19 protein-coding genes are annotated in these 23,786 nt (G+C 41.5%); 6 read left to right on the forward strand and 13 right to left on the reverse strand.

Annotated elements, in window-relative coordinates:
- Positions 1 to 766: 766 nt before the first annotated feature.
- Positions 767 to 3,253, reverse strand: coding sequence for a TonB-dependent receptor (locus tag AB3G38_RS18045; RefSeq protein ID WP_367865198.1), 2,487 nt, complete (start codon positions 3,251 to 3,253; stop codon positions 767 to 769).
- A gap of 95 nt (positions 3,254 to 3,348) precedes the next feature.
- On the opposite strand from AB3G38_RS18045, the gene AB3G38_RS18050 reads away from it, so the two are divergent.
- Positions 3,349 to 3,951 (forward strand): thioredoxin family protein, encoded by a 603-nt coding sequence (locus AB3G38_RS18050; protein ID WP_367865199.1) that lies wholly within the window; start codon positions 3,349 to 3,351, stop codon positions 3,949 to 3,951.
- Here the strand turns inward: AB3G38_RS18050 and AB3G38_RS18055 are convergent.
- From AB3G38_RS18055 to dcd, 5 genes are all read right to left on the reverse strand, one after another.
- Positions 3,948 to 4,229 (reverse strand): ATP-dependent Clp protease adaptor ClpS, encoded by a 282-nt coding sequence (locus AB3G38_RS18055; RefSeq protein ID WP_041878221.1) that lies wholly within the window; start codon positions 4,227 to 4,229, stop codon positions 3,948 to 3,950. The two genes, AB3G38_RS18050 and AB3G38_RS18055, sit on opposite strands and share 4 nt — an antisense overlap.
- A gap of 100 nt (positions 4,230 to 4,329) precedes the next feature.
- Positions 4,330 to 5,205 carry an SDR family oxidoreductase gene (locus AB3G38_RS18060; protein ID WP_367865200.1) on the reverse strand — a complete coding sequence of 292 codons (876 nt, stop codon included), beginning with the start codon at positions 5,203 to 5,205 and terminating at the stop codon, positions 4,330 to 4,332.
- A 3-nt stretch (positions 5,206 to 5,208) separates the two neighbouring features.
- Positions 5,209 to 5,970 (reverse strand): enoyl-CoA hydratase/isomerase family protein, encoded by a 762-nt coding sequence (locus AB3G38_RS18065; RefSeq protein ID WP_367865201.1) that lies wholly within the window; start codon positions 5,968 to 5,970, stop codon positions 5,209 to 5,211.
- Between the two features lie 6 nt (positions 5,971 to 5,976).
- Positions 5,977 to 8,667 carry a TonB-dependent receptor plug domain-containing protein gene (locus tag AB3G38_RS18070; protein WP_367865202.1) on the reverse strand — a complete coding sequence of 897 codons (2,691 nt, stop codon included), beginning with the start codon at positions 8,665 to 8,667 and terminating at the stop codon, positions 5,977 to 5,979.
- A gap of 80 nt (positions 8,668 to 8,747) precedes the next feature.
- Positions 8,748 to 9,284, reverse strand: coding sequence for a dCTP deaminase (gene dcd / locus AB3G38_RS18075; RefSeq protein WP_068404102.1), 537 nt, complete (start codon positions 9,282 to 9,284; stop codon positions 8,748 to 8,750).
- 23 nt (positions 9,285 to 9,307) lie between these two features.
- Between dcd and AB3G38_RS18080 the strand changes: the two genes are divergently transcribed.
- The 5 genes from AB3G38_RS18080 to AB3G38_RS18100 all read left to right on the forward strand — a co-directional run bounded on the left by AB3G38_RS18080 (position 9,308) and on the right by AB3G38_RS18100 (position 12,461).
- Positions 9,308 to 9,985: a 4'-phosphopantetheinyl transferase superfamily protein gene (locus AB3G38_RS18080; RefSeq protein ID WP_367865203.1), complete on the forward strand. Its 678-nt coding sequence runs from the start codon at positions 9,308 to 9,310 to the stop codon at positions 9,983 to 9,985.
- Between the two features lie 11 nt (positions 9,986 to 9,996).
- Complete coding sequence (gene lipB, locus AB3G38_RS18085; RefSeq protein WP_367865204.1) at positions 9,997 to 10,692, forward strand: lipoyl(octanoyl) transferase LipB; 696 nt, start codon at positions 9,997 to 9,999, stop codon at positions 10,690 to 10,692.
- A gap of 78 nt (positions 10,693 to 10,770) precedes the next feature.
- Entirely contained in the window at positions 10,771 to 11,343 is a 573-nt protein-coding gene (locus AB3G38_RS18090) for a DUF5684 domain-containing protein (protein WP_367865205.1), read from the forward strand.
- Between the two features lie 5 nt (positions 11,344 to 11,348).
- Complete coding sequence (locus AB3G38_RS18095; RefSeq protein WP_367865206.1) at positions 11,349 to 11,684, forward strand: DUF2752 domain-containing protein; 336 nt, start codon at positions 11,349 to 11,351, stop codon at positions 11,682 to 11,684.
- Positions 11,685 to 11,744: 60 nt separating this feature from the next.
- Positions 11,745 to 12,461 carry an SGNH/GDSL hydrolase family protein gene (locus tag AB3G38_RS18100; protein WP_367865207.1) on the forward strand — a complete coding sequence of 239 codons (717 nt, stop codon included), beginning with the start codon at positions 11,745 to 11,747 and terminating at the stop codon, positions 12,459 to 12,461.
- On the opposite strand, the gene AB3G38_RS18105 is transcribed toward AB3G38_RS18100, so the two are convergent.
- The 7 genes from AB3G38_RS18105 to secG form a co-directional block, all read right to left on the reverse strand.
- Complete coding sequence (locus AB3G38_RS18105) at positions 12,458 to 13,885, reverse strand: L-serine ammonia-lyase (protein ID WP_367865208.1); 1,428 nt, start codon at positions 13,883 to 13,885, stop codon at positions 12,458 to 12,460. The genes AB3G38_RS18100 and AB3G38_RS18105 overlap by 4 nt on opposite strands.
- A 38-nt stretch (positions 13,886 to 13,923) precedes the next feature.
- Complete coding sequence (locus AB3G38_RS18110; protein ID WP_367865209.1) at positions 13,924 to 14,580, reverse strand: MgtC/SapB family protein; 657 nt, start codon at positions 14,578 to 14,580, stop codon at positions 13,924 to 13,926.
- 79 nt (positions 14,581 to 14,659) lie between these two features.
- On the reverse strand, positions 14,660 to 15,688 hold the full coding sequence (locus AB3G38_RS18115) for a PorP/SprF family type IX secretion system membrane protein (protein WP_367865210.1): 1,029 nt from the start codon (positions 15,686 to 15,688) through the stop codon (positions 14,660 to 14,662).
- Between the two features lie 8 nt (positions 15,689 to 15,696).
- Positions 15,697 to 21,078 (reverse strand): PKD domain-containing protein, encoded by a 5,382-nt coding sequence (locus AB3G38_RS18120; RefSeq protein ID WP_367865211.1) that lies wholly within the window; start codon positions 21,076 to 21,078, stop codon positions 15,697 to 15,699.
- Between the two features lie 137 nt (positions 21,079 to 21,215).
- Positions 21,216 to 22,856: a chaperonin GroEL gene (gene groL, locus AB3G38_RS18125; RefSeq protein ID WP_068404075.1), complete on the reverse strand. Its 1,641-nt coding sequence runs from the start codon at positions 22,854 to 22,856 to the stop codon at positions 21,216 to 21,218.
- 50 nt (positions 22,857 to 22,906) lie between these two features.
- Positions 22,907 to 23,200 carry a co-chaperone GroES gene (gene groES / locus AB3G38_RS18130; RefSeq protein WP_041878207.1) on the reverse strand — a complete coding sequence of 98 codons (294 nt, stop codon included), beginning with the start codon at positions 23,198 to 23,200 and terminating at the stop codon, positions 22,907 to 22,909.
- A gap of 222 nt (positions 23,201 to 23,422) precedes the next feature.
- The gene (gene secG / locus AB3G38_RS18135; protein ID WP_183866191.1) at positions 23,423 to 23,782 is read right to left on the reverse strand and encodes a preprotein translocase subunit SecG; all 360 of its coding nucleotides are present in this window, start codon (positions 23,780 to 23,782) and stop codon (positions 23,423 to 23,425) included.
- Positions 23,783 to 23,786 lie beyond the last annotated feature (4 nt).

Here is a 23,786-nt window from a genome sequence, read left to right on the forward strand (position 1 = left end):
GCTACTTCTGCAAATGTTGGGATGTCAGAAAATATCCTTTTTTATCCAGTAAAATGACAACCTGAACAGCCTGCATCAGACAATATAAAACTGCCATTATACTTTCTTAAATCTCCACAGGTATCAATTAATGGTTTAACTAATTGAGTACTTTCTTTCCCCGTATTGTTTGAACATGAGATAACAACGCAAATAAGTAAACTACCTAAATTTAGCTTTATTAAATTTGAAACCATACTTTGGATTATTTAATCGCCAGAAACAAAAAAGCCCCCGGATGCGACCGGCGGGGACAAAAATGACTTACTTATTTACGCTTTTCCGAAGAAAAGGAGGCTTACTAAGCATAACAACTCAAGGTAAATATAATCACTGTTATTTCTTCGAAAGATTCTCTAAAAGTCTGTCTAAAAATGTAGGTTATATCTAAAGGTTTTCCTGATAGCTTATCTGAATAAGTGCAGGTTATATCTGAAAGGTTTTCCTGATAGCTTATCTGAATAAGTGTAAGTTATATCTGAAAGGTTTTCCTGATAGCTTATCTAAACAAAAGTTTTTCCTTTAAAATCCCTGCCAAACTATCCGCCCTATTTCCCATGACGCAGAAGGAGGGCCTGAGCGCTAATGAGTTTCTCCAACTCAATGATTTTTAATAAAAAAGTCAGCCCTGTATTTTGACAATGTTTCTCTCTTCAGAGAAATCCGTCAAAATACAGGGCTGCTTTTTTATTAAAACCTGGTGGAGAAACCCCCAGACGAAGCCCCCTTAAAAGGAACCTTCATCAGGCTTACTCTCCTGCTGCTCCACCTTCTTACCCTTCTTCATAAAACTAGTTTTCCCGAATCTATAAGAAAACGTCAGATTCCCCATTGGTCCCTGCTGATACCTTTGAAAATTAATAATAGAATTCGCATCCTGTGTTAACATTCCAAACTTTCTCGTGTTAAAAATATCTCTTACATTCAAACTAAGAGAAGCCTTTTTCCCTTTAAAATCATACTTTGCACCCCCATCAATACCATACATTGCCTTTCTCGTCCCCTGTGCCAGTACCTGCGAAGAATTATAATCCACCCTTACCTGTAACGTGATACTATGCGGTAACACAAAATTATTTGTCAGATTCGCATTCCAGCTGAACCCGGAATTACCCTGGATACCAAAAGCCGGAACCCCATCAATCTTACTATGATAAACATTTAAATTTCCCGTAAAATTCCACACCTTTAACGCATCCACCTTTGCAATAAACTCCAAACCACTCGAAAGATCCTTCGTTAAATTCTCAGGAGTTGTGATAATTACCCCATCCGCATCAGGCACAGACCTTACCCTTTGAATCAAATCATTCGTCTGTCTCAAATAAACGCTCGAAATCAAAGTTACCTTAGACCAGAACTTGCTGTACCCCAACTCAAAAGAATGTACATCCTCCGGCAACAAATTCGGATTACCCTTGCGCCAGTTCAGCGGATCAGAATAATCAATAAACGGATTCGTATCCCACGGTCTCGGTCTGTTTACCCTTCTTGTATAACTCAGCTGGATCTGCTGCTCACCAGTAAACTTCTGCGTTAAATAAACACTCGGATATAATCTTTTATAAGCAATCCTTGCAGGCGCAGTCGCAAACACACCCGACTGATCATACCCACCAGAATTTGTATTCAATAATGCATCCTCAGCCCTTAAACCAAGCTGATAACCAAAATTCCTGATCTGGTTCTGATAATTTAAATAAAGCGCATGCACCTGGTCCTTACTATCAAAATCATTCGATAAAGGAAGATTATCCACATAAGAACCCGTAGCATTATCAAATCTTTTGGCCACCGTATTTGCATCAGAAAACCTGATCTGGCTTCTGTAACCAGTTTCAATTTTTCCTAATTTCCCTAAAGGCATGGTATAATCCAGCTGGATATTATAATTCTTGTTCGTTCCATCATTCGTATTGTTCAATATATCCGCAGCTGAAGAAGCAGGAACCCCATTCAAACTATTAACCGAAGTATTATAAACCTGGAAATTATCATTCGTGCCCGTAGAATATCCAAAATCGAAAGTCAGCTCCTGGTTCGGCTTAAACTTATGGCTGTAATCTAAATTTAAATCATAACTATGACCACTTCCATCATTTGTGTTTACCCTTTTGCTGAACTCCAAGGGAACCCTTCCGGTCGCATACTTGTTAATATCCAGAAACTCCTTACGGTTATTAATCCTGCTATTGAAACCACCCGAAAAACTTAAAATATCTTTGTCAGTCAGATAATAATCCAACCCCGTCTTTAAATTATGACTCTTATCCTCAGACTCCATTCTGCTCAGCTGATCCGCATAAGCCAAGGAATCCTTACGGTTCAGATACTGAATATTATTATAGCCACCACCAGGGCGGTTACCATAACGGTACCCATAATTTCCGTAAATATTGATCTTCTTATTCTGGAAACTTAAACTTATATTTCCATTGTAGTTATCCCTGTTTCCAGCTGTTAAAGCTACATTTCCATTGAAACCTAACTTCGTATTTTTCTTCAGCACAATGTTAATAATACCAGACTGGCCCTCCGCATCATACTTTGAAGACGGATTTGTGATCACCTCTACCGTTTCAATGGAGCTTGCCGGAATAGAAGCCAGTACCTGTGCAATATTTCCACCCGCAATTAAAGAAGGTTTACCATCAATTAAAACCTTCACGCCGGTTGAACCCCTTAAACTCACATTCCCGTCAACATCCGTTTGTACAGAAGGTACATTCTGTAGTAAATCACCAGCAGACCCGCCCTCACTAACCAGACTCTGATCTACAGAAAAAACCTTTTTGTCAATACCCAGCTGTATAGGGCTTTTCTTTCCCGAAATTGTGACCTCACTCAGCACATTACCTTTGGACGCCTTCATTTTTATCGTACCCAGGTTAATTATCCGCTGATTTTTAGTGATTGCGACTGAATCCCTGACCATTGTCTGGTAGCCCACATAACTGATCTTAAAAGTGAAAACTCCCGCAGGAATATCATTCATCAGCAAAGCGCCATCAACATTAGTTTGTGCAACCTTTACAGTAGCTTTTGTTTTTCTGTTAATTAATATCGCTGTAGCAAAAGGAACTGTTTCATTATTTTGGATGTCTACTACTTTTCCAGTAAGTTTACCAATAGCAGGAGTTTGTGCATTTAGTTGAAAAATTGTAGTACAAATAGTGAAAGTTACGAATAGAAAATTTGCGCAATAGTTCTTCATTTAGAATAGTCTGTGTTTAGATTTTTAATATAACGGCAAAGTAACGGCCTGAGAATGGTAAAAAACGGGGGTAACTATTTTATTACAACGCAATTATGAGTAATTACAGTAATATTTTTGTGAATGAAGGATTAACTTATTCCAAGTATAGGGATTTGATAGATTCTCTTCTTAAAAGCAATAAAACAACAGGCGAAGATCACAGCGAAGCCATGCTGCACTATAGCAAGATGAATGTTCAGCGAATGAGCAGAGTCGATAAGACTGGGGTGCTCAATGAAGCTTTCGTACAAGCTATTGAAAAGCTGGAAAAAAACTATCAGCTGCTGGTGATTTCCGAAGGATGGTGTGGAGATGCCGCACAGATCGTTCCCTTATTCGAGAAGATGGTAAAATTTGCACCAGAAAAATTTGCATTGCGTTTTGTGCTCAGAGATCAAAATCTGCCGCTGATAGATGCACACCTCACACACGGAGGCCGGGCTATTCCAGTTTTACTCTTACTGGACGCAAACGGCGAATTGATTTCCAAATGGGGCCCAAGGCCGGAAGTGCTGCAACACCTGTTAGGAGAATGGAAAAATGAAACCTCAGATATGTTTGAACTGGCAGAGCGCTTGCACCTGTGGTATGCCAAAGACAGAACACAAACGACTCAGCTGGAGTTGACTGCATTGATCACCAACCTGGAAAACTAGTCTACAGTTACCGTTAATCCTTCCTGCTGAAGTATTTTACGGTAAACTTCCATTTCAGTGAAAGAACCTTCCAGTACAGCACACTTACCTTTATTATGGACTTCCCAGGCAATTTTCTCTGCCTGCGAATCTGTATAATCAAGGTATTTTGTCATACAATAGATTACATGATCAAAAGTATTTACATCATCATTCCATAAAATAAGCCTATGCGAGGTTTTAAGGGAGGTTAAAATCTCTTCCAGTGTAAATGTTTCTTCCTTTGTTTCTGTTGACATGATACAAAAATAAACTATTATTAAAATAAGAGCGTGTTTAATTTATAATTTTAAACACGCTCTTATGGAGATGAAACGATTTTATGCCAAACTGACCGTATTAGCTGCCTTTAGCTGATCTTGTCATTTGCTCAAATGCATCCCACATTTCGCCAGGGATAGCTTCCAGACCATTGAACTGACCTGCGCCCTGTAACCACTCTCCACCATCTATACTGATCACTTCTCCATTGATGTATCCTGAGAAATCACTCACCAGGAAAGCAGCAAGGTTTGCAAGTTCCTGATGTTCCCCCACACGTTTCAGCGGAACACGGTTTTTGAAATCAAACTTCTCTGCCAGGTCTCCAGGAAGCAAACGTTCCCATGCTCCCTTGGTTGGGAAAGGGCCAGGCGCAATTGCATTCGTCCTGATCCCATATTTTCCCCACTCAACCGCAAGAGAACGGGTCATCGCCAGTACTCCACCCTTAGCACAAGCCGAAGGCACAACGAATGCGGAACCTGTAAAAGCATAAGTCGTTACGATGTTTAAAATGCTTGCTGCCTGTTTCTCTTTAATCCAGTGCTTACCAAAAGCAAGCGTACAATTTACCGACCCTTTTAAAACAATATCTATAACCGTAGAGAAGGCATTAGCCGATAAACGCTCCGTAGGAGAGATGAAATTTCCTGCCGCATTATTCAGCAGACTATCTGCGCGTCCAAAAGTTTTAAGCGTTTCTGCCAGTACATTTTCTACCTGTTCATAATCACGTACATCACAAGTTACTGCCAGTACCTTGCCACCTGTTTCTTTTTCCAGCTCATCTGCCGTTTTTTGTAACACATCAGCTTTGCGGCTGGTGATGACCAAATTGGCACCAAGCTTCAGGAAATAGGTGCCCATTGCTTTACCAAGCCCTGTACCGCCACCTGTAACTACAATTGTTTTGCCCTTTAAAGCATCATCTCTTAACATCGGTTGATTGTACATAACTTATTTCTTTTGAAGGTTATCAATAATCATTTTCAAAATATTTCTCGTAGCCGGAGACCACCATTGTGCAAGCATAACTTTTAAGGCCTCAGACTGATCCGCAGAAGTTGCTGCAATCAGCTCTTTTCTGATATTCAGCTTACTCTGCTGCCAGGTATTTGGCTCCAGTGCCATATATTTTCTAATTCTGCGTTCCGAAGCAGTCATGATGCTATCCTGATTTACCAGTTCATCCACCAGGCCAATATTCAGCGCCTCTTCAGGGCTGAATAACTTGCCTTCTAATAAGCTTCTGGTCGCATGACCTTTGCCCAGCCAGAAAGCATACAGGCTGAAAATGCTTTCAGGAACAATAATTCCGACAGGAACTTCATTCAAACCAATAATAAATTTGCCTTCAGCCATTACCCTTGCATCACAAGCTAAAGCAATCACACAGCCTCCTGCAGGAGAATGACCATTGATTGCAGCAACCATAGGCTTCTTAAAAGCGGTGATTTTAGCAATGAATGCCAGGAATAAATGCCAGAAAGATTCTGCTTCTTCTTCATTGTAACCATACAGTTCAATTAAATCAAGTCCGGCAGAAAAGAAGTTCTCGCGGCCTGCAATGATTACTCCGCCTATATTGTCATCATTTGCAATATTATGGAGCATATCGGTCAGCTCAGTGATCATTTCCCTGTTTAGCGCATTAGATTTACCGCGGTTAAGCGTAATCAGTGCTAAACGGTCTTTTATTGTCACATTAATTGTGTTCATAGGTTTTTATTTTACTTCGTAAGTATATACTTTTCTGGCCATGCGGCCATCCATGTTCATTCCTTCTATAACAACTCTGTAAGTTCCGGATTCGTCTGTATTATAGAAATTAAATTTAGCTGTTCCAGTTTCATTGGTCGCTATATTAGGATTCCAGTAAACAGTAGTTCTTTTATCAGGTGTTCTTGTATTTTGTGAGGGAGTATATTTCGGTGAATAAAACTCGCGTACCGCATAATAGCCAGCAGCTGTAATATTAATAATTCCTGGTGCATAAGCAGCATAACCTGTATTGCCACCTCTTTTAGTCGTGATAATTAAAACACCTCCGAAACCTCTTGAGCCGTAAATAGCAGTAGTCGCACCACTTTTCAATACTTCTATAGTTTCTACATCATTTGGCTGAATATTATCCAGGAAATCTGAACCTACATTTGTTCCATCCAGGATAATCTGCATAGGTACTCCATTATTCCGCACTAAGAAAGCTTCTGAACCCCGGACCGTTAACCCTGCAACCCTGCCTTGCAGACATTGCGACAGGCTGGAACAATAACTTAGATCTGAGCCTTTGATCACGGCATCTGCACGGCCGGCACCATTTAAGTTTGTGGAGTTCTTTGCCTTTAACACCTGCTGTACAATATTTATCTGGTTAAGCGTATAACTTCTTTCCAGTAATCCGCGTTTAGTCAGGTCATCAAAATAACCCTCGCTCTTGATAATATAACTTTGTATCGCTTCATTCACGTTGATTTCAATATCGCCTGTGTTTTTATTTGGGGTAACCAGCTGTCCCGGAACCTGGTCAATTTTGATTTCAACAAACTTTTTTTCCTTCTCGTTTCTGGCCTGAACAACAAATTTTGTGGTGTCACTAAAACTGAGGTTCTCAAAATTGAAGCGTCCGCTGGCATCTGTTAAAGTATCCAGCATGAAGAATCCTCCCTTATTGGAAAACAGGGTAACCTTTCCTTTAGCAATGGGTTTCCCGCCTGGTGTAGTTACGATACCACTTACCTTTAAGGACTTTTCTGCTGCAAAAACAGGTTTAACAACTGTATTCCCGATTACATCTTTCCATAAAAACCTGCTCCATCCCTGAGTCAGCATCAGCTCATCTAAATTTGATCTGGTTTGCAAGTTATGATCACGGAAATATTGATTAGGCTTCTCCACATATCCCTTCAGATCTGAACTCAACAACAAAGAAGTCATGATATTACTTTCATTGTCAACATCGGGTTCTACGATGCTTGCATTAGTTACGGCTACAGAAAAACTGCCATAAGTAGGTTTTCCTTCAGCTGTGGCCGATAACTCAACCGGTACATTTTCTCTGACCTGGTATGATTTCTTTAAATTCAGCAGGTTAAGTGCTATATGATCGGCAGGATTATCAATGAAAATCAATCTTTCAGCAACAGGTATATTTTCGGGAGAAAACAATGTAAAATGAAGGACGCCTGATGGAAGTTCCTTCTTATTCAGCGAAATTGTGCTGATTTGCTTCAGTGTGTTCACTTTCAATACTGCAGCAACAGTATTGTTATGCTGAATAACCAATTTCATTTCGCCTGTATTCAGCAGCGGCTTGCTAATCAATATCTTAGCACTGACCTTATTGCTGTCTGCATTGTTAATGGCGAGTACATAACCTGAAGTCAGCACTTTAGGAAAAGGTAATGACTGAACGCTGCCATCTTTTAATTTAATTTTTGCGGTATAAGTTCTTCCTGGCTGCGGATTTAAGATGAAACTTCCCATTCCCTGGTGTGTGGTGTTGAAAGGAAGAACTTCTGTCCCGTCATTGTCCACGATCATACCCGAAACATCCACTCCAAGGCCTGAAGAGCCAATTGCTTTAATCCCAACTCTCGAAGGAAGGTCTTCGACAAGATTTCCGCTTTCTGGAAACAACTGAACAGCAACTGCGTCCGAAACTGCCTTGATTGGGATAGTTTTAACGATTTTCTCTTTACTGGCCAAAGTAAACATAGCCGTGATTCTTCCGGAAGTCAATAGCTCAGCTTCTTTACTGCTGAAAGAAAGAGAGATCTCTCCCTGTGCATTGGTTACCGCTTTTCCCTTCTCTACTGTTTTATCTTTCAGTCTTACTGTATAGGCTACAGGAATTGCTGTATAAGGCTCATTCTTTTTGTCTGTGAACCTGATTACTGCATCCACATTATTTTCATTGTTCTTTTTACTATAAGTGTATTTGGTATTGGTCAGCACTTTGTTCGCCCACGCATTCCCTATCTTTATCGTTTTATCGAAAAAGAAATCGGGGCCCGCATTTCTCATCAATTGTGTATATGCTCTGATTCTGTAATTTCCTTCAGCTAAAGTATCTGGCAGTTTAAAATCTCCCCAGGTAAGGCCGGAGACCAGCGGAAGTTTAAGCTGACGTTTTACAGAGTCACCTTCATTGATCAGTTCCACATATAGAATCTCACTGATTCTGGAAAGCTGGTCGGTACTGTTATCAGTCACATAAGCTTTAAACCAGATGTTGTCACCAATCGCATAATAAGGCTTATCCAGATGTAAATGGACTTTCTCCTGTGGGTTTTCCCGGGTATAATCAGCAAGTTTCTTTAACAGTGTTTCAAATGGATCATCTGCTATTCTGAATGCAAACGAGAAGGCGCAAACCAGCAGGAAAAGGCAGGCATAAAGATATTTGGATTTCATAATATAGTAAAAAAACAGAGCCTCAATATAAGGATATTGAGGCTCAAATACTATAAATTAATGCAAAGTTTAAACGCTTTCTAAAAGCTATTCTTCCACATCATACTTTCTACGGGCTTGGTAGTCTTGTTACTATACTTCGCATCGTCCTTCGCGTTGTATAACGTTTCAATGTCACCTTCTACAGCAAAGTAGATCAGCTGGCCAATTGGCATTCCCGCGTAAATTCTTACCGGCTGAGCACAGGAAATTTCCAGTGTCCAGGTATTGCAGAAACCTACATCGCCTTTACCGGCAGTCGCATGGATATCTATTCCTAAACGGCCCGTACTCGATTTTCCTTCCAGAAAAGGAACATGTGCATGTGTCTCCGTATATTCAAGGGTTACCCCCAGGTATAATGTTCCGGGTTGTAAAACAAACCCATCTTTTGGAATCTCAAAATGCTGAATTTTATTGTGTGCTTTGGCATCAAGCACTCTGTCAGTATAAGTAGCCAGGTATTTTCCAAGATGAACATCATAGGAATTTGTGCCCAGACAATCTGGATTGAAGGGCTCAATAATTATTGTCCCTCTGTCAATCTCTTCTAGAATACGCTTATCGGAAAGTATCATTTGTAAAGTCTTTGGGCGAAATTATGATTAATTTAAGATACTTTTGCATTGATTTTTTAAATACGATGCCTGTAATCTATAATAAAGATATTGACGATCATACCATACTAGCCGTATGGAAAATCCAGGAGCGCGAAGAAGACCTGATTTCCGGCCTGCAATTAAAGGCGCATGAACTCGATTTTCTCGCTACCTTAAACAATGGCAAGCGCCTGTTACACTGGTTAAGTACACGTTTACTTTTACGGACGATGCTGAATACCGCAGAGTATATTGACTGCCGGATTGATGCACATGGAAAACCATACCTGGTGAATTCTGCTTCAACTATTTCATTAAGTCATTCTTTTGATTACGCAGTGGTCATGATCGGAAAAGAAAAAGGTGTTGGCGTGGATATTGAAAGGATAGAGCCTAAGATTCACCGGATTCAGCAGAAATTTCTGTCTCCACCCGAACTGTTGCATGTAAAAGATAATACAGACGGACTTTATGTTTGCTGGTGTGTCAAAGAAGCCATTTATAAATGGTATGGTAAAAAAGGCCTGGAATTTAAAAAACACATTCATATACAACCCTTCGAACTGCACGAACAGGGAACACTGACCGCTATAGTTGATTTGCCTGAAGGTACAAGGACGCTGACCGCAAATTACTTCAAAACCTCAGATGGTTATATGCTGGGATATGTGGTAGCTTAATTTTAACAGAGATGAACAAAAAAGTAAAATTTGCTGACTGGGGGCTTTTGGATTATCAGGAAGCCTGGGACAATCAGGAAATTATTTTTAAAGATACTATTGCCGTTAAAACGAATAACCGTATACAAGAGACTACGGTAGAAACACCAAATTTCCTGATTTTTTGTGAACATCCTCATGTTTATACCTTAGGGAAAAGCGGACATGCAGAATATCTTTTGCTGGACGAAGAAGGGCTGAAGGAAAAAAATGCAACCTATTATAAAACGAATCGTGGTGGCGACATTACCTATCACGGGCCGGGACAGATTGTAGGTTATCCGATCCTGGATCTGGATAATTTCTTTACCGATATTCATTTATATCTCAGAACACTGGAAGAAGCTGTAATCCTGACTTTGGCTGATTACGGGATCATTGCTGGCCGGTACCCTGGATTTACTGGTGTATGGCTGGATGCGGACAATGAAAAAGCAAGGAAAATATGTGCGCTGGGTGTACGTTGCAGCCGCTGGGTGACCATGCATGGTTTTGCTTTTAACGTAAATGCAGATCTGGAATATTTTAAAAACATAATTCCTTGTGGAATAGATGATAAGGATGTAACCTCGATGCAAAGAGAGCTTGGTCACGAATTAAATTTAGCTGAGGTGAAAGCTATACTCAAAAAACATATTGCCGGGTTGTTCCACATGGAACTCTATTAATTTTCTGTTATTTGTCAGGCTCAGGTAAAACATTTATTTATTTTTTTCCTATCTTACCGGGATAAAAACAAATAAAATATGGATTACAACGCTTCAACCTCACCAATGTCTACAGGAGTAGGTCTTTTTGGAGGATTTACTTATCTCGCTATTCTTGTCCTGGTAGTCTACTCCATGTGGAGAGTTTTCGAAAAAGCAGGAAAACCAGGATGGGCAGCAATCGTTCCCATTTATAACATTATTGTTTTGCTTGAAATCATAGGAAAACCACCAATCTGGATTTTATGGATGCTGCTGCCATGTACTAATATTGTCTTTGGTATCTGGGCATTGAACCTGTTGTCTAAAAGCTTTGGTAAATCTGAAGGCTTTACGATTGGTTTGATCTTGCTTCCATTTGTATTTTTCCCGTTGCTTGGACTTACAGATGCAAAATATCTGGGCCCATCAGCTAAAGAAGCGAATGGATTTGGCCCTAACAACCAATTTGGTACAAATAACCCATTCAATGGAAATAACCCTTTTGGTGCAAATAATCCTTTTAACCAGCCTCCGGTTACGCCAACGGCTGCACCAACTACACCACCAGCGGCACCGAACCCACCGACACCGCCATCAACACCAATACCGCCATCAACACCAGAGGCTTAATTCCAATGCCTAAAATATTTCTTTTATCCGCTTTCTCTTCTTTACTGGAGAAAGCGGGTAATTATATGCTGCCTTGCCCTATTAAATATCTGACCGGATATGATTGTCCCGGCTGCGGATTTCAGCGCTCCTTACTCGCCTTGCTCAAAGGTGATTTCCAGCAGAGCTTTCAGCTATACCCAGCTACTGTTCCTGTGCTGTTAACCTTTGCAATCGGGCTTACAGCCCATTACTTTTGGGGACAGCGGAGCAAAATCCTGATTAATATCCTGTTTATGATGACCGGATCAATGATTATGATCAGTTATCTTTTTAAGATTTTTGCCCCGCATATTCACTAATAACACCTATAAATTATTACCTTCAACATCTGATCCCAGGCAGCTTTCGTAAATTTTAAAATGAAGTTAACGACAATAGCTATCCTGATAGTTCTCCTCTCAGGATGTGGAAAAAGCTCAACAAATGGCATGAATAAAACTGATATAACTCCAATCGATCCGCCTACAGATCAGCTGACTTATCTCGCGCTCGGAGATTCTTATACCATCGGGGAAGCGGTAAAACAGGCGGAAAGTTTTCCTTATCAGCTCCGGGAAAACCTGAACAGGCAGTCACTCCATTTTTCAGCGCCTAAAATTGTTGCGACAACCGGGTGGACTGCCGGAGAACTGATTGCAGGAATTAAAGCGGATACATTTTTGCCGGAATATGACCTTGTGACGCTGTTGATTGGCGTCAATAATCAGTACAGAGGATATGCTATAGCAGCCTACCGGAAAGAGTTTATTGCGCTGCTAAAAACGGCTGTGAATTTTGCCGGTGGAAATGCGGCCCATGTATTTGTGGTTTCTATACCGGATTGGGGAGTGACTCCCTATGGGGTACAAAGCGGTAGAGATGCGAAAGTGGTTGCGAAAGAAATAGATGCTTTTAATGCGGTGAACAAAGAAGAAAGTCTGAAAGCAGGGATCAATTATACAGATATTACACCGGCTTCAAGAAATGCCGCAACTGATGCTGCGCTGGTCGCTTCCGACGGCCTGCATCCCTCGGGAAAAATGTATAAAGAATGGGCAGATCAGCTCAGCCCATCCATTATCAAAGCTTTTAATTAACATTCAGGTAAGCTGATTGGAATGTTGGTCGCTAAACCGCCATCCGAAGTTTCTTTATATTTAGAGTTCATATCCAGCGCAGTTTCCCACATGGTATTGACCACTGCACCTAAACTTACTTTTGCTTTATCCGGATTACTCTGCAAAGCCAGCTGACTTGCCGTAATTGCCTTAATCGCGCCCATGGTATTCCGCTCAATGCAGGGAATCTGTACCAAACCGCCAATCGGGTCGCAGGTTAAGCCTAAATGATGTTCCATGGCAATTTCTGCTGCCATCATTACTTGTCGCTGAGAACCACCCATACACTCTGTTAATGCCGCTGCGGCCATGGCAGAAGAAACACCAATTTCTGCCTGACAACCACCCATTGCTGCTGATATGGTTGCTCCTTTTTTGAAAATACTCCCGATTTCAGAAGCGCAGGCAATGAATTGTATGATTTTGTCTTCCTCAAAGCCATCACAGAAAGCAATATAATATTGTAATACCGCCGGAATTACACCCGCAGCTCCATTGGTAGGCGCTGTGACTACGCGGCCGAACGATGCATTTTCCTCATTCACAGCCAAAGCAAAACAACTTACCCAGTCCAGGGTGTAATTAAAGCTATTTCCACCAGCTCTGATGGCCTGGATCCAGCTTTCGTAATCTGTATAAGGTTTGTTGCCGATCAGTCTTTTATTTAAAGCTGCTGCTCTGCGGCCCACGTTTAATCCTCCGGGTAAAAATCCACCTGTATGGCAACCACGGAAAGTACATTCTTTCATGACCCTGAAATGCTGAAGCATACCTTGCCTGGTTTCCGCTTCGGTGCGCCACATCAGTTCATTTTCCATCACCACTTCCGAAACTTTTAAGCCAGTAGTTAAACACCAGTGCAATAAATCGCCGGCTATTTCAACAGGGAATGGAAGTTCCACCTGTTCTTTATCTCCACTAGTTTCACCCTCTTTCACTACGAAACCACCACCAATAGAGTAGTACGTTTCAGAAAATGCGCTGCCATTAGTCAGAAATGCCTGAAAAGTCACGGCATTCGGGTGAAAAGGTAAACTCTCCTTGTAAAGGAAAATTAAATCATCGTTATAATCAAAAGAGATTTGCTGACTGCCACCTAATAACAATTGCTGGTCCGCTTTAATCGCTGCTATCGTAGAATCAATGGCGTTTACATCAAAAGTTACCGGATCTGCACCAATCATTCCCAATAAAATGGCAATATCAGTACCGTGGCCATGACCTGTTTTTGCAAGAGAACCATAAAGCAATATTTTTACTTGTTCAACACCACTTAAAAGGTCTTTACTTGCTAATGAAGCCGTAAATTGCTGGGCAGCCCTCCAGGGGCCAAGGGTATGTGAACTTGACGGGCCTATCCCGATTTTAAAAATATCAAATACGGAGATCTGTTCTCTATGCATAATGCAAAGCTAAATAGTTTAATACGAATTCAAGGAGGTTAGAACTGAAATTCAAGAATTTTTTCATCTTGTAACATATGGTCGACAAATAGCTTGTGGTTTTTGGGTGAACCTACCGCAATCCAGGTTCCACTGATAATCCCTTCGGACATGCGCTGCTGACCACGGCTTAATTTTAAACGCGCAATTTTGAAATGTTCCTCATAGCTATCCAGTCCTTCATTTTCGTATTTCTTTACAATCTTATATTCTCTGGAAGAGGAGCGGTTTTGCACGAATTCTTCTACATAAGGGAAGAAAACAAGTGCCAGTAAAACAACGATGGTTACGCCGATAGATTGCTCAGAATAACCAGCACCTACAGCCATACCTATCGCAGCTACAATCCAGATTACACAGGCAGTAGTTAATCCTCTGACCCGGTTTTCCTCTTTGAAAATTACACCTGCACCCAGAAACCCGATTCCGGTCACAATATTAGAAGCGATACGGTCCTGGCTTCCTGCGCCAATTTTAATAGATAAAATAGTAAACAGCGTAGAGCCAAGGCCAATCATGATCATGGTTTTTAATCCGGCTTGTTTGGCTCTTAATTCGCGTTCAATACCAATGAGTCCGCACAATAATATGGTCAGTAAAAACTTATATACCTCGCTTTGGGTTAAAAAGTGGTTGCCTTCAATAAATTCTTCCATGGTATCAAAAAGATAAAAAATCGCTTAAAGTTTTAAACTTTTATAAAGATATGGAAAGAACAAGCATAATGAGCAAGACTTAATAGAAGTCGTAACACCTTAAGCCATTGAATTTATTAAAACCGGAACTATTAGGGAAATACTTCTGATAACCGATACTAGCCTCTGTTGTACCATTGGTATTGGTATAATTTAATTTTGAAGTTGTCGCATCATGGCTGACACCTATTCTTAATTTCTCTCCGTTGTCACGTCCGGTAAAAATATCGAAGATCAGAGAAACTACAATCGCGTCGGGACCGCCTTCACCAGCCGTACGATACCAGAGACCAGAGTTCAGCCCTTTATATTTAAACTGCGCACCAGCACTCATAGAGGATACATTTCCCTGTTTATAATAGACCACTGAAGGAATTATATAAGACGCATCGTCCACACCATAAGTGTAATTCTGCGTCAATGCGATTCTGTAACTGGCATAACCGGTAAGCCGCATCGGCAGCTTTGCCTGTGCACCGCTAAAAGACTCATCCGGCTGGTTAATGTGATGTGAGGCTACACCAGCCATAAAATTTCCATACACCAGGTTGACCCCTGCCGCTGGATCAAAGAAGAATTTACTGGCCTGATTGGGTGGTTGTGCTGCACTGATACTTCCTGGGATATAACCAAGCCGGTTATCAATCTGGTCAGAGAATACCAATTTGCTCCAGTCAATCTGCCTGCTGGTAAACCCAGCCTGAATACCAAAAGAAAGGACAAAGTCATCTGTACCTACGCTATAAGAATAAGTAGCCGCAATATTATTTTTCACCAGAAAGGCAGTGCCTTCAGTGCTGCGGTTGAATTGTAAACCAACCCCGCCACCAAAATGCGGGATATTCAAATCGGCTGATGCATTGATATAGGAAAGCGTACCATTCAATCCTGTCCATTGATTCCGGTAAATCATATTCATTCTGAAATCTCCTTCAAACTGCCCGGTCAATGAAGGGTTGAGGTATAATGGTGCGTTAAAAAACTGAGAATAAATATGATCCTGGCCCAATGCAGCAATTGAACTGGCAAACAAGCATAACAGCAAAATAGAGGTTGATCTCAGTTTCATATTCCGGTTTATCTAATCAAGTGGATAATTCCTGTTCTTTTCGGTGCTGAAAAATCGTAAGTCATCCCTTTCCATTCCATCCCGTTAATGAACTCGACATCAATCTTCCAAAAGTATACGCCTTGCGGTACTGGCTCGCCCTTGAATAACCCGTCCCAGCCTTCAGCTGGCCGGCCTTCGTCGAGACTGGTTGTTTCCCATAAGTCTTGTCCCCATTTATTGAAAATACGCATGCGCCAGCTTTTAATCCCCGATCCTTTAGCCTTGTAAATCCGGAGTTCGGGTGTCTCATTACCTGGTATAAAGGAGTTAGGCAGAAATAAATAACCGGGTACGCCAACTATAGAAACTTTTTTGAAGGTGGTAGAAAAGCAGCCTTGTTGATTGGTTACTCTTAAAGTAACTACATAAGTTCCTGTATCCAGGTAGGTATGAGAAGGGCTTTTCAGGGTTGAAGTCTGTTTATCCCCAAAATCCCAAAGCCAGACTAATGGGGCCCCGGTACTCTCATCTTCAAACCGGAAGGTGTAATCCGGAATGTTAATTATAGTTGCAGGAGAGACGTTAAACCGGGCAACAGGAGGAGGGACAATGTGGATATAATCAGTCAATACCGAAGTATTGGAACAGCCCAGGGTATTGGTTGCTGTTAAAGTAACGGTATAAAATTCCTTGCTGCCATCGAAAGTATGTTTGGGCTCAAATTCGGCAGATGTCGTTCCATCCCCAAAGTCCCATAAATAACTGATCCCACCATTGCTGGTATTTTTAAATTGTACAACAAGCCCCGGACAACCTGAAAGCAGATCACCGGTAAAGGCTACACCTGGCTGAGGAAGCACTTTAATAGTTTCAGTAGTTGTAGTGTCAGAACATCCGTTTGAAGCCGTCAGCTTCACTGTAAATGTTCCGGGTGCAGTAAAAGTATGTGTTACAACTTCAGGTGCGGAACGGGTAATCAAAGTGCTTCCGTCCCCAAAATCATATTGAAAACTGCTTGCCCCTTTACTATTGTTATAAAAGTTAACCTTTAAAGGTGCACAACCTTCTTTTTCATCTGCATTTACAACCAATTCAGGTAAAATGGTATTGGGGGAAACCCGGATCGTATAAGAAGTTTCTTCCCTTCCGCATTCATTCTGAGCAACCATTTTTACCACGTAATTTTTGACAGCACCAGTAGTGTAAGTATGTTCCACAGGTGATTTGTCAGTTTTGGTCAGCAATGTCCCGTCTCCGAAATCATAATAATAGGTATTGGTCCCTCCGGGAGAAGTATTGCTGAAAGTTACCTTCATCGGAGAGCAGCCCACCGTTTTATCAGGAGAGAATAAGGCAATGGGCCTGGCCTTTACAAATACGCCCGAAACCACGGTAACCTTGCCGCACGAAGTGGTTGCAGTCAGCGAAACTTTATAAGTGGTATCCCTGCCCAGCGGATGTGGCTGGAAGGTAACCTGTCCGGGCATAACCTGTGTTGTGGTTACCCCATTTCCAAAATCCCAGAAAAAAGTCGCATTGGTCAAAGAAGTAGAGGTATTGATGAAATTGACTTTCAGCGGGCCGCAACCCTCAGTAGCACTTTGGGTAAAAGCAGGAAGGACATTCTGAATCGTACTAAAAGTATGGCTGAATTCATCCTGCGTACAACCCAGGCTACTGGTTACAACCAGTTTAATCACAACCGAAGCATTACTGATTGTCATTGTATACCCAGGAAAGTCGCTGCCTGTGCCAATTTGCACCCCGTCCGCATACCAGGTATAAGTAGCGTTGCGGTCAGGATAAGTAACTGCCGTTATATTTAAAACAAAGGGAATACAGCCGTTATCTGCCGTAAAGGTATATTCAGCTTTCGCATTTGGTTTGATTGTAATTTTTACCGAAGGACTGATACTTTGTAAAGCTCCGTTACAAGCTTGTGTACTTACTATACGTCTGTAAAAAGTGGTGGCGGTTAAAGCTTGAGATATATACCCTGAAAATACAGCTCCGCTGATGTCTGTCCATATGGCATTATCGGTACTGGATTGCCACTGATAGTTAAAACGACCATCAGATCCGGTGGGTGTGCTGCCAGTCAAAGCAGCCGGTATTAATCCGGTACAGATCGTTTGATCGGCAGCAATTGTATTATTGCCGATTGGTGGCTGGGCAATCACCCGGATCACATTACTCAGCACAGGACAGGGGCCGCTGGTTACCGTTCTGCGGAAGCTTAAAGTCGCTAAGAGTTTGAAGTTTAAATCTTTGGAGGTCTGACCACTGATCACATTCCAGGTAGCTCCATTGTCGGCACTGCTTTCCCAGAGATAAGTATAAGTTCCGGTTCCTCCGGTTGGGGTATCACCTGTGATGTCAATCGTTTGTCCGTAGCAAACCTCAGTACTGGTGCTGGTAATGGTATTGCTGATTGGCAAGAGATTATTGATTGTGACTTCTGCCATCGTTGGTGTACAATTTGCGGCACCTCTGATGGTCCATCTGAGTACATAAGTCTGGCCCGGGATGAGCCCGGTGACTGATGTTTGCGGGTTTGACGGATCAGCAATGACCAGCGTTCCGGATACTGCAGACCATTGTCCCGTTTCTCCTGCTTTAGGAGTATTTCCGGCAAGCAATGTACTTGCTTTTGCGCATAAAGTCTGTGCAGGCCCTGCATTGGCAATCGTAATTGCTGCATCAACCTTGACAGTAATGGTGATTGGTGTTCCCTGGCAGCCTGTTGCAGAAACAGGGGTGATTATATAAGTTACTGTTCCCTGCACAGCCCCGCTGTTCACTAAAACATCCTGGATCGCAGTAACCGCAATTGGAACGGCTTGATTTGTATTGCCGGCAATGCCAGCAGTGGCAGTACTTGTCCAGGTATATTTAGTGTTCGCCATTGTGGAGCTGAGTGTAATTCCAGCGGCTTCATTCCCGCAGATTACAGGTTGGGCTACGGTAGCTGTGACCACTGGTATAGGCGTAACTGTTACGGTAAAAGTATAAGGAACGCCATCACACCCATTGCTTTTAGGTGTAATCGTATAGATGACAATAGCATTGGTTGTGGCATTGGTGTTGGTGATGACCTGATTAATTGGGCCGGATCCCGAGGGTGTAAATCCCCTGGCCATTCCGTCGGCATTTGCAGCTGTCCAGGTAAAAGTGCTGCCTGTTACACTTGATACAGGTGTATGAGAAGCAGCCTGACCTGAACAGATATTCTGGGTCGTATTTGTTCCTGTATTGTTAGGGTAAATCTGTACTGAAAGATTTGTCTCGACGCTTGCGCAAGGTGCAGGAAGACCAGTCTGGACTCTTAATATAACGGTTGCAACTCCGGCATTGCGTTCAGCAGCAGTGGGCGTATAAGTGGTAATCAGATTATCTGGTGCGGAAAAAACGCCTCCGTTACCTACCCATACAAAGGTGGTATTCGGATTACGATCCATGATGGTCCCGGTCAAACTAATCGCTGAATTATAACAAACCGGATTAGCAGCGGCAGTGATTTCAGGTTTAGGTGATTTTGAAAGCGTGATTTTCTGCGTCCTTGTTACCGTTCCGCAATTGTTAGTATGAGTCAGCGTTACCGTATAGGTCGCATAATCTGCAAAATTCAGCGTTGGGTATTTACTATTCGGGCCATCAGGCGATACAAAGGTGTAATTACCTGTACTGGCCACTGTCCATGTATAGGTTCCGCTGATTTCTTCTGCTGTTCCACTCAGCGTAGTTTGCGTAGGGCCCGGGTTAGGATTAAAAATATAATTTCCAGTAGCACACAGCGTAATATCCGGAGATAAAGTTGCTTGCGGTTGTGTATTCACTACAATTTTCTGCGGAGCACTTAGTACTGTGCAAGTTCCGGACTGAACGGCCAATTTCACTTCATATATTCCGGTCTGCGTAAACTTAAATTGTGGAGTTGCGGTATTCGCATCAAAGGTAACTCCTGCCGCCGGAGTAACTGTCCAGGTATAAACGGGGCTTGCATTAACACAGGTATTGTCCAGAACAGTAGTATTGACTGGTGTTAATGTTCCCGGAGTTAAACAGATTACCGCATTCCCAAGGGTGAAGTTCGGTTTTGGTGGATCCTGTACACAAATAATCTGCTCAACATCTTCTGGTTGACAGCTTCCCGCACTTCTGGCCGAAAGGCGTATCTTATGTGGCCCTTTCGTTGTAAAAACGAAATCTGGTGTAAAAGATACAGGCTTATCTACATATACTGCCACGTTATCAACATACCAGGTATAAAAAACGAGATTATCAGTGCAGCCAGAAGAATTTGAATTTGGGTTTTGTCCGGCAGTTGATTGGTTAGTTACCGCTATATGATCGTTAATACAAACAACGGCCGGAGCGCTGAATTTATTTTCAGGCCTGGAAACAACTCTTGCCGTTGTTGAAATAGGCGTTCCAATAGGTCCGCAATAAGGACTGTTTACACCAACATTAACTCCGAATGCGTTATAAGTAACTTGATTGCCGCTCGTATAAGTCAGTCCACAAGAGGACTTCTTGAAAGTATGCTGTACACTGCTGCCATTGGACTTGATATCACAAAAAGTATATTCATTGGAGTCACCGTCTCCCCAGTCGATTTTATAAGTATTGCCAGGGAAATTTGCACCAATACCATCAGATTTACTGACGTCCACTCCATAAGCAAAAGATCCGACAGGAAAACAGACTGTATTGCTGCTTGTTGTTTTAAATGCAGTTACTGCCAGGTTATTAATGAGCAGATAAGCTTGCGTACCGATATTCCCATCCGGACTTTTTGCTTTTACAAATATGGTATAATGGGCCAGACCAGCAGTAAAGGTATTGACATTGTTAGCAGCAGGGTAAGTTAGCGTAGTGGGCGCTCCGGGATTTAATTCATTAGTAATTGTTGCGGTTACCTGGTCAGCTGTAGATTCATTCGTGAAATTATAATTTGTATTGTCAGTACCATTACAAGAGCCAAAAGTCCGTGGATTTTGACTGATGACGGATGCGACTGCATTAAGAGAGGCTGTTACCGGGGTTCCGGCCTTAATTTCAAAAGCTGCTGATAAATCAGAGCTCAACGCTGGGTTTGAAGATTTAACTCTTAATTTATAACCCGTGCCGGCCAGCGTACCTGCCGGTATAACTCCATTCACAAAAGTAGAATAGAACCCATTATATGTACCTAGCGTAACTTCGTTCCCGGCAGCATTAACTAAAACCAGGCTAAACGTATTACCAATTTTGATACAGCTGCTTTCGCCAATATTAAAAGTGGCGCTTATGCTTGATCCGGTCGTATAAGGTCCTCCATCCACCGTTCCAAGAGTCAGCTGAGCATTGGAATGAAAGGATATAATACTAAGGAAGAGAGCGAAAAAGAGAGTTAAAATTTTCCTCATATTGTATCGTTATATCAATTTAGAAAATAGAATCTATTTTTCCAAACACCTACCTTACAACGAGTTAAAATTTCTAAAGCATAAAAAAACCTCCAGCTTTAAACTGGAGGTTTTAATCAGCGATTAACAGAATTGACTTACATCATTCCGCCCATTCCACCGCCACCCATAGGAGGCATAGCAGAACCTGCTGCATTATCATCAGGATCATCAGCTAATACACACTCAGTTGTTAACAACATCGCTGCAATAGAAGCTGCGTTTTCTAAAGCTACACGACCAACTTTAGTTGGATCGATAACACCTGCACTGATTAAGTTTTCATAAACATCAGTACGGGCATTGTAACCGAAATCACCTTTACCTTCTTTAACTTTTTGAACTACGATAGAACCTTCAATACCTGCATTCTGGCAGATTTGACGTAATGGCTCTTCGATAGCACGTTTAACGATTGCGATACCAGTAGTTTCGTCTTCGTTAGATCCTTTCATTCCTTCTAAAGCTTCGATAGCACGGATGAAAGCAACACCACCACCAGCAACGATACCTTCTTCAACAGCCGCACGGGTTGCATGTAAAGCATCATCAACACGGTCTTTTTTCTCTTTCATCTCCACTTCAGAAGCTGCACCTACGTAAAGAACTGCAACACCGCCAGCTAATTTAGCCAAACGCTCTTGTAATTTTTCTTTATCGTAATCAGAAGTTGTAGTTTCGATCTGAGCTTTGATCTGGTTAACGCGGGCTTTGATATCCTCAGATGAACCAGCACCGTTAATAATTGTTGTATTGTCTTTATCAACAACGATTTTCTCAGCAGTACCTAAATAAGTAAGGTCAGCATTCTCTAATTTGTAACCTCTTTCTTCAGAAATTACAGTACCACCTGTTAAGATAGCAAGATCTTCTAACATTGCTTTTCTGCGGTCACCAAAACCTGGAGCTTTAACAGCAACAACTTTCAGAGAACCACGGATTTTATTCACTACTAAAGTAGCCAAAGCTTCACCATCTAAATCTTCAGCGATAATTAATAATGGTTTACCAGTTTGAACTTGTTTCTCTAAAATCGGTAACAATTCTTTCATGTTACTGATTTTTTTGTCATAGATCAAAATGTAAGCGTTTTCTAATTCCGCTTCCATTTTATCCGCATTAGTTACAAAGTATGGAGATAAGTAACCACGGTCAAATTGCATACCTTCTACTGTTTTTACTTCAGTTTCAGTACCTTTTGCTTCTTCCACAGTAATTACACCATCTTTACCTACTTTACCCATTGCCTCAGCGATCAGCGCGCCAATAACTTCGTCATTGTTTGCAGAGATAGACGCAACCTGTTTGATTTTGTTGTTATCTTCACCAACAGTTTGAGACTGAGCTTTTAAGTTTGCTACAATAGCTGTAACCGCTTTATCGATACCGCGTTTCAAATCCATTGGATTTGCACCAGCAGCAACGTTTTTGATACCCGCTGTAACGATCGCCTGAGCCAGTACAGTTGCAGTAGTTGTTCCGTCACCTGCAATATCAGCAGTTTTAGAAGCAACCTCTTTAACCATTTGAGCACCCATGTTTTCGATTGGGTCTTTTAATTCAATTTCTTTCGCAACAGTAACACCATCTTTTGTAATTGCTGGTGAACCGAATTTTTTATCAATAATTACATTACGTCCTTTTGGACCTAAAGTTACTTTTACTGCATTAGCCAAAGTATCAACACCTCTTTTCAGGGCGTCACGGGCTTCTACGTTATATTTTACTTGCTTTGCCATTTTTAACTTTTTTTTAATATTTGGTGAGATTTGCCGGGTTAAACCAACAACTAAAGAACTGCGTAAAGATCAGTTTCACGCATAATAAGATACTCTTTACCTTCAAAAGTAATTTCAGTACCTCCGTATTTGCCATATAAAACTACATCACCAACTTTAACGCTCAATGGTACTAAGTTTCCTGTTAACTCGGCATATTTACCCGGGCCAACCGCAACTACTGTTCCTTGCTGAGGTTTTTCTTTAGCTGTATCCGGGATATAAATACCCGAAGCAGTTTTTTCTTCGGCAGGAGCAGCTTCAACAACTACTCTATCTGCAATGGGTTTAATGTTTAAAGCCATAACTTAATTATTGTTTTAATTTAAAGGTTAACGTATAAATTGTATAATAACGCTAAAGGCACATCAGTTTTTATGCCAAGGAGCTTTCGGTTGCCAAATTTACACAGGCTTGTCAGCTAATAGATTAAGCGCCTATTTTTTTTGTGTCAGACTGGCAGGGATAAACGAAAGAAGCCCGTCAGATTATTTTCTGACGGGCTTCTTTAAAAAAGGTATTTAAGCTTATTTTTTTGGTGCTTCCGGCGTAGTTGCAGGAGCAGGAGTTGTAGCTGGTTTAATACCACCGCCAATTGGAGAAGGCGTAGGTGTTTTATCCAATTGTTGTTGAATTTTAGAATCTCCGCCGCCAGTAGCTCCGGTTGATCCTGTTTTTCCAATAGCAGTAATTGCCAGTGAAATCACAACGACTAAAGTTAAAAGAACCCAGGTGCCTTTTTCAAGTACATCACCTGTACGTTGTACACCGAACATATTGCTTCCCGATCCGCCTGTTGCCAGACCACCGCCTTTAGGATTTTGTATTAAAACAAACAGGCCTAATGCAACACAAATAATGATCAATAAAATAATTAAAAAAAGCATAGTA

Source organism: Pedobacter sp. WC2423 (assembly GCF_040822065.1).
Classification (GTDB): Bacteria; Bacteroidota; Bacteroidia; order Sphingobacteriales; family Sphingobacteriaceae; genus Pedobacter.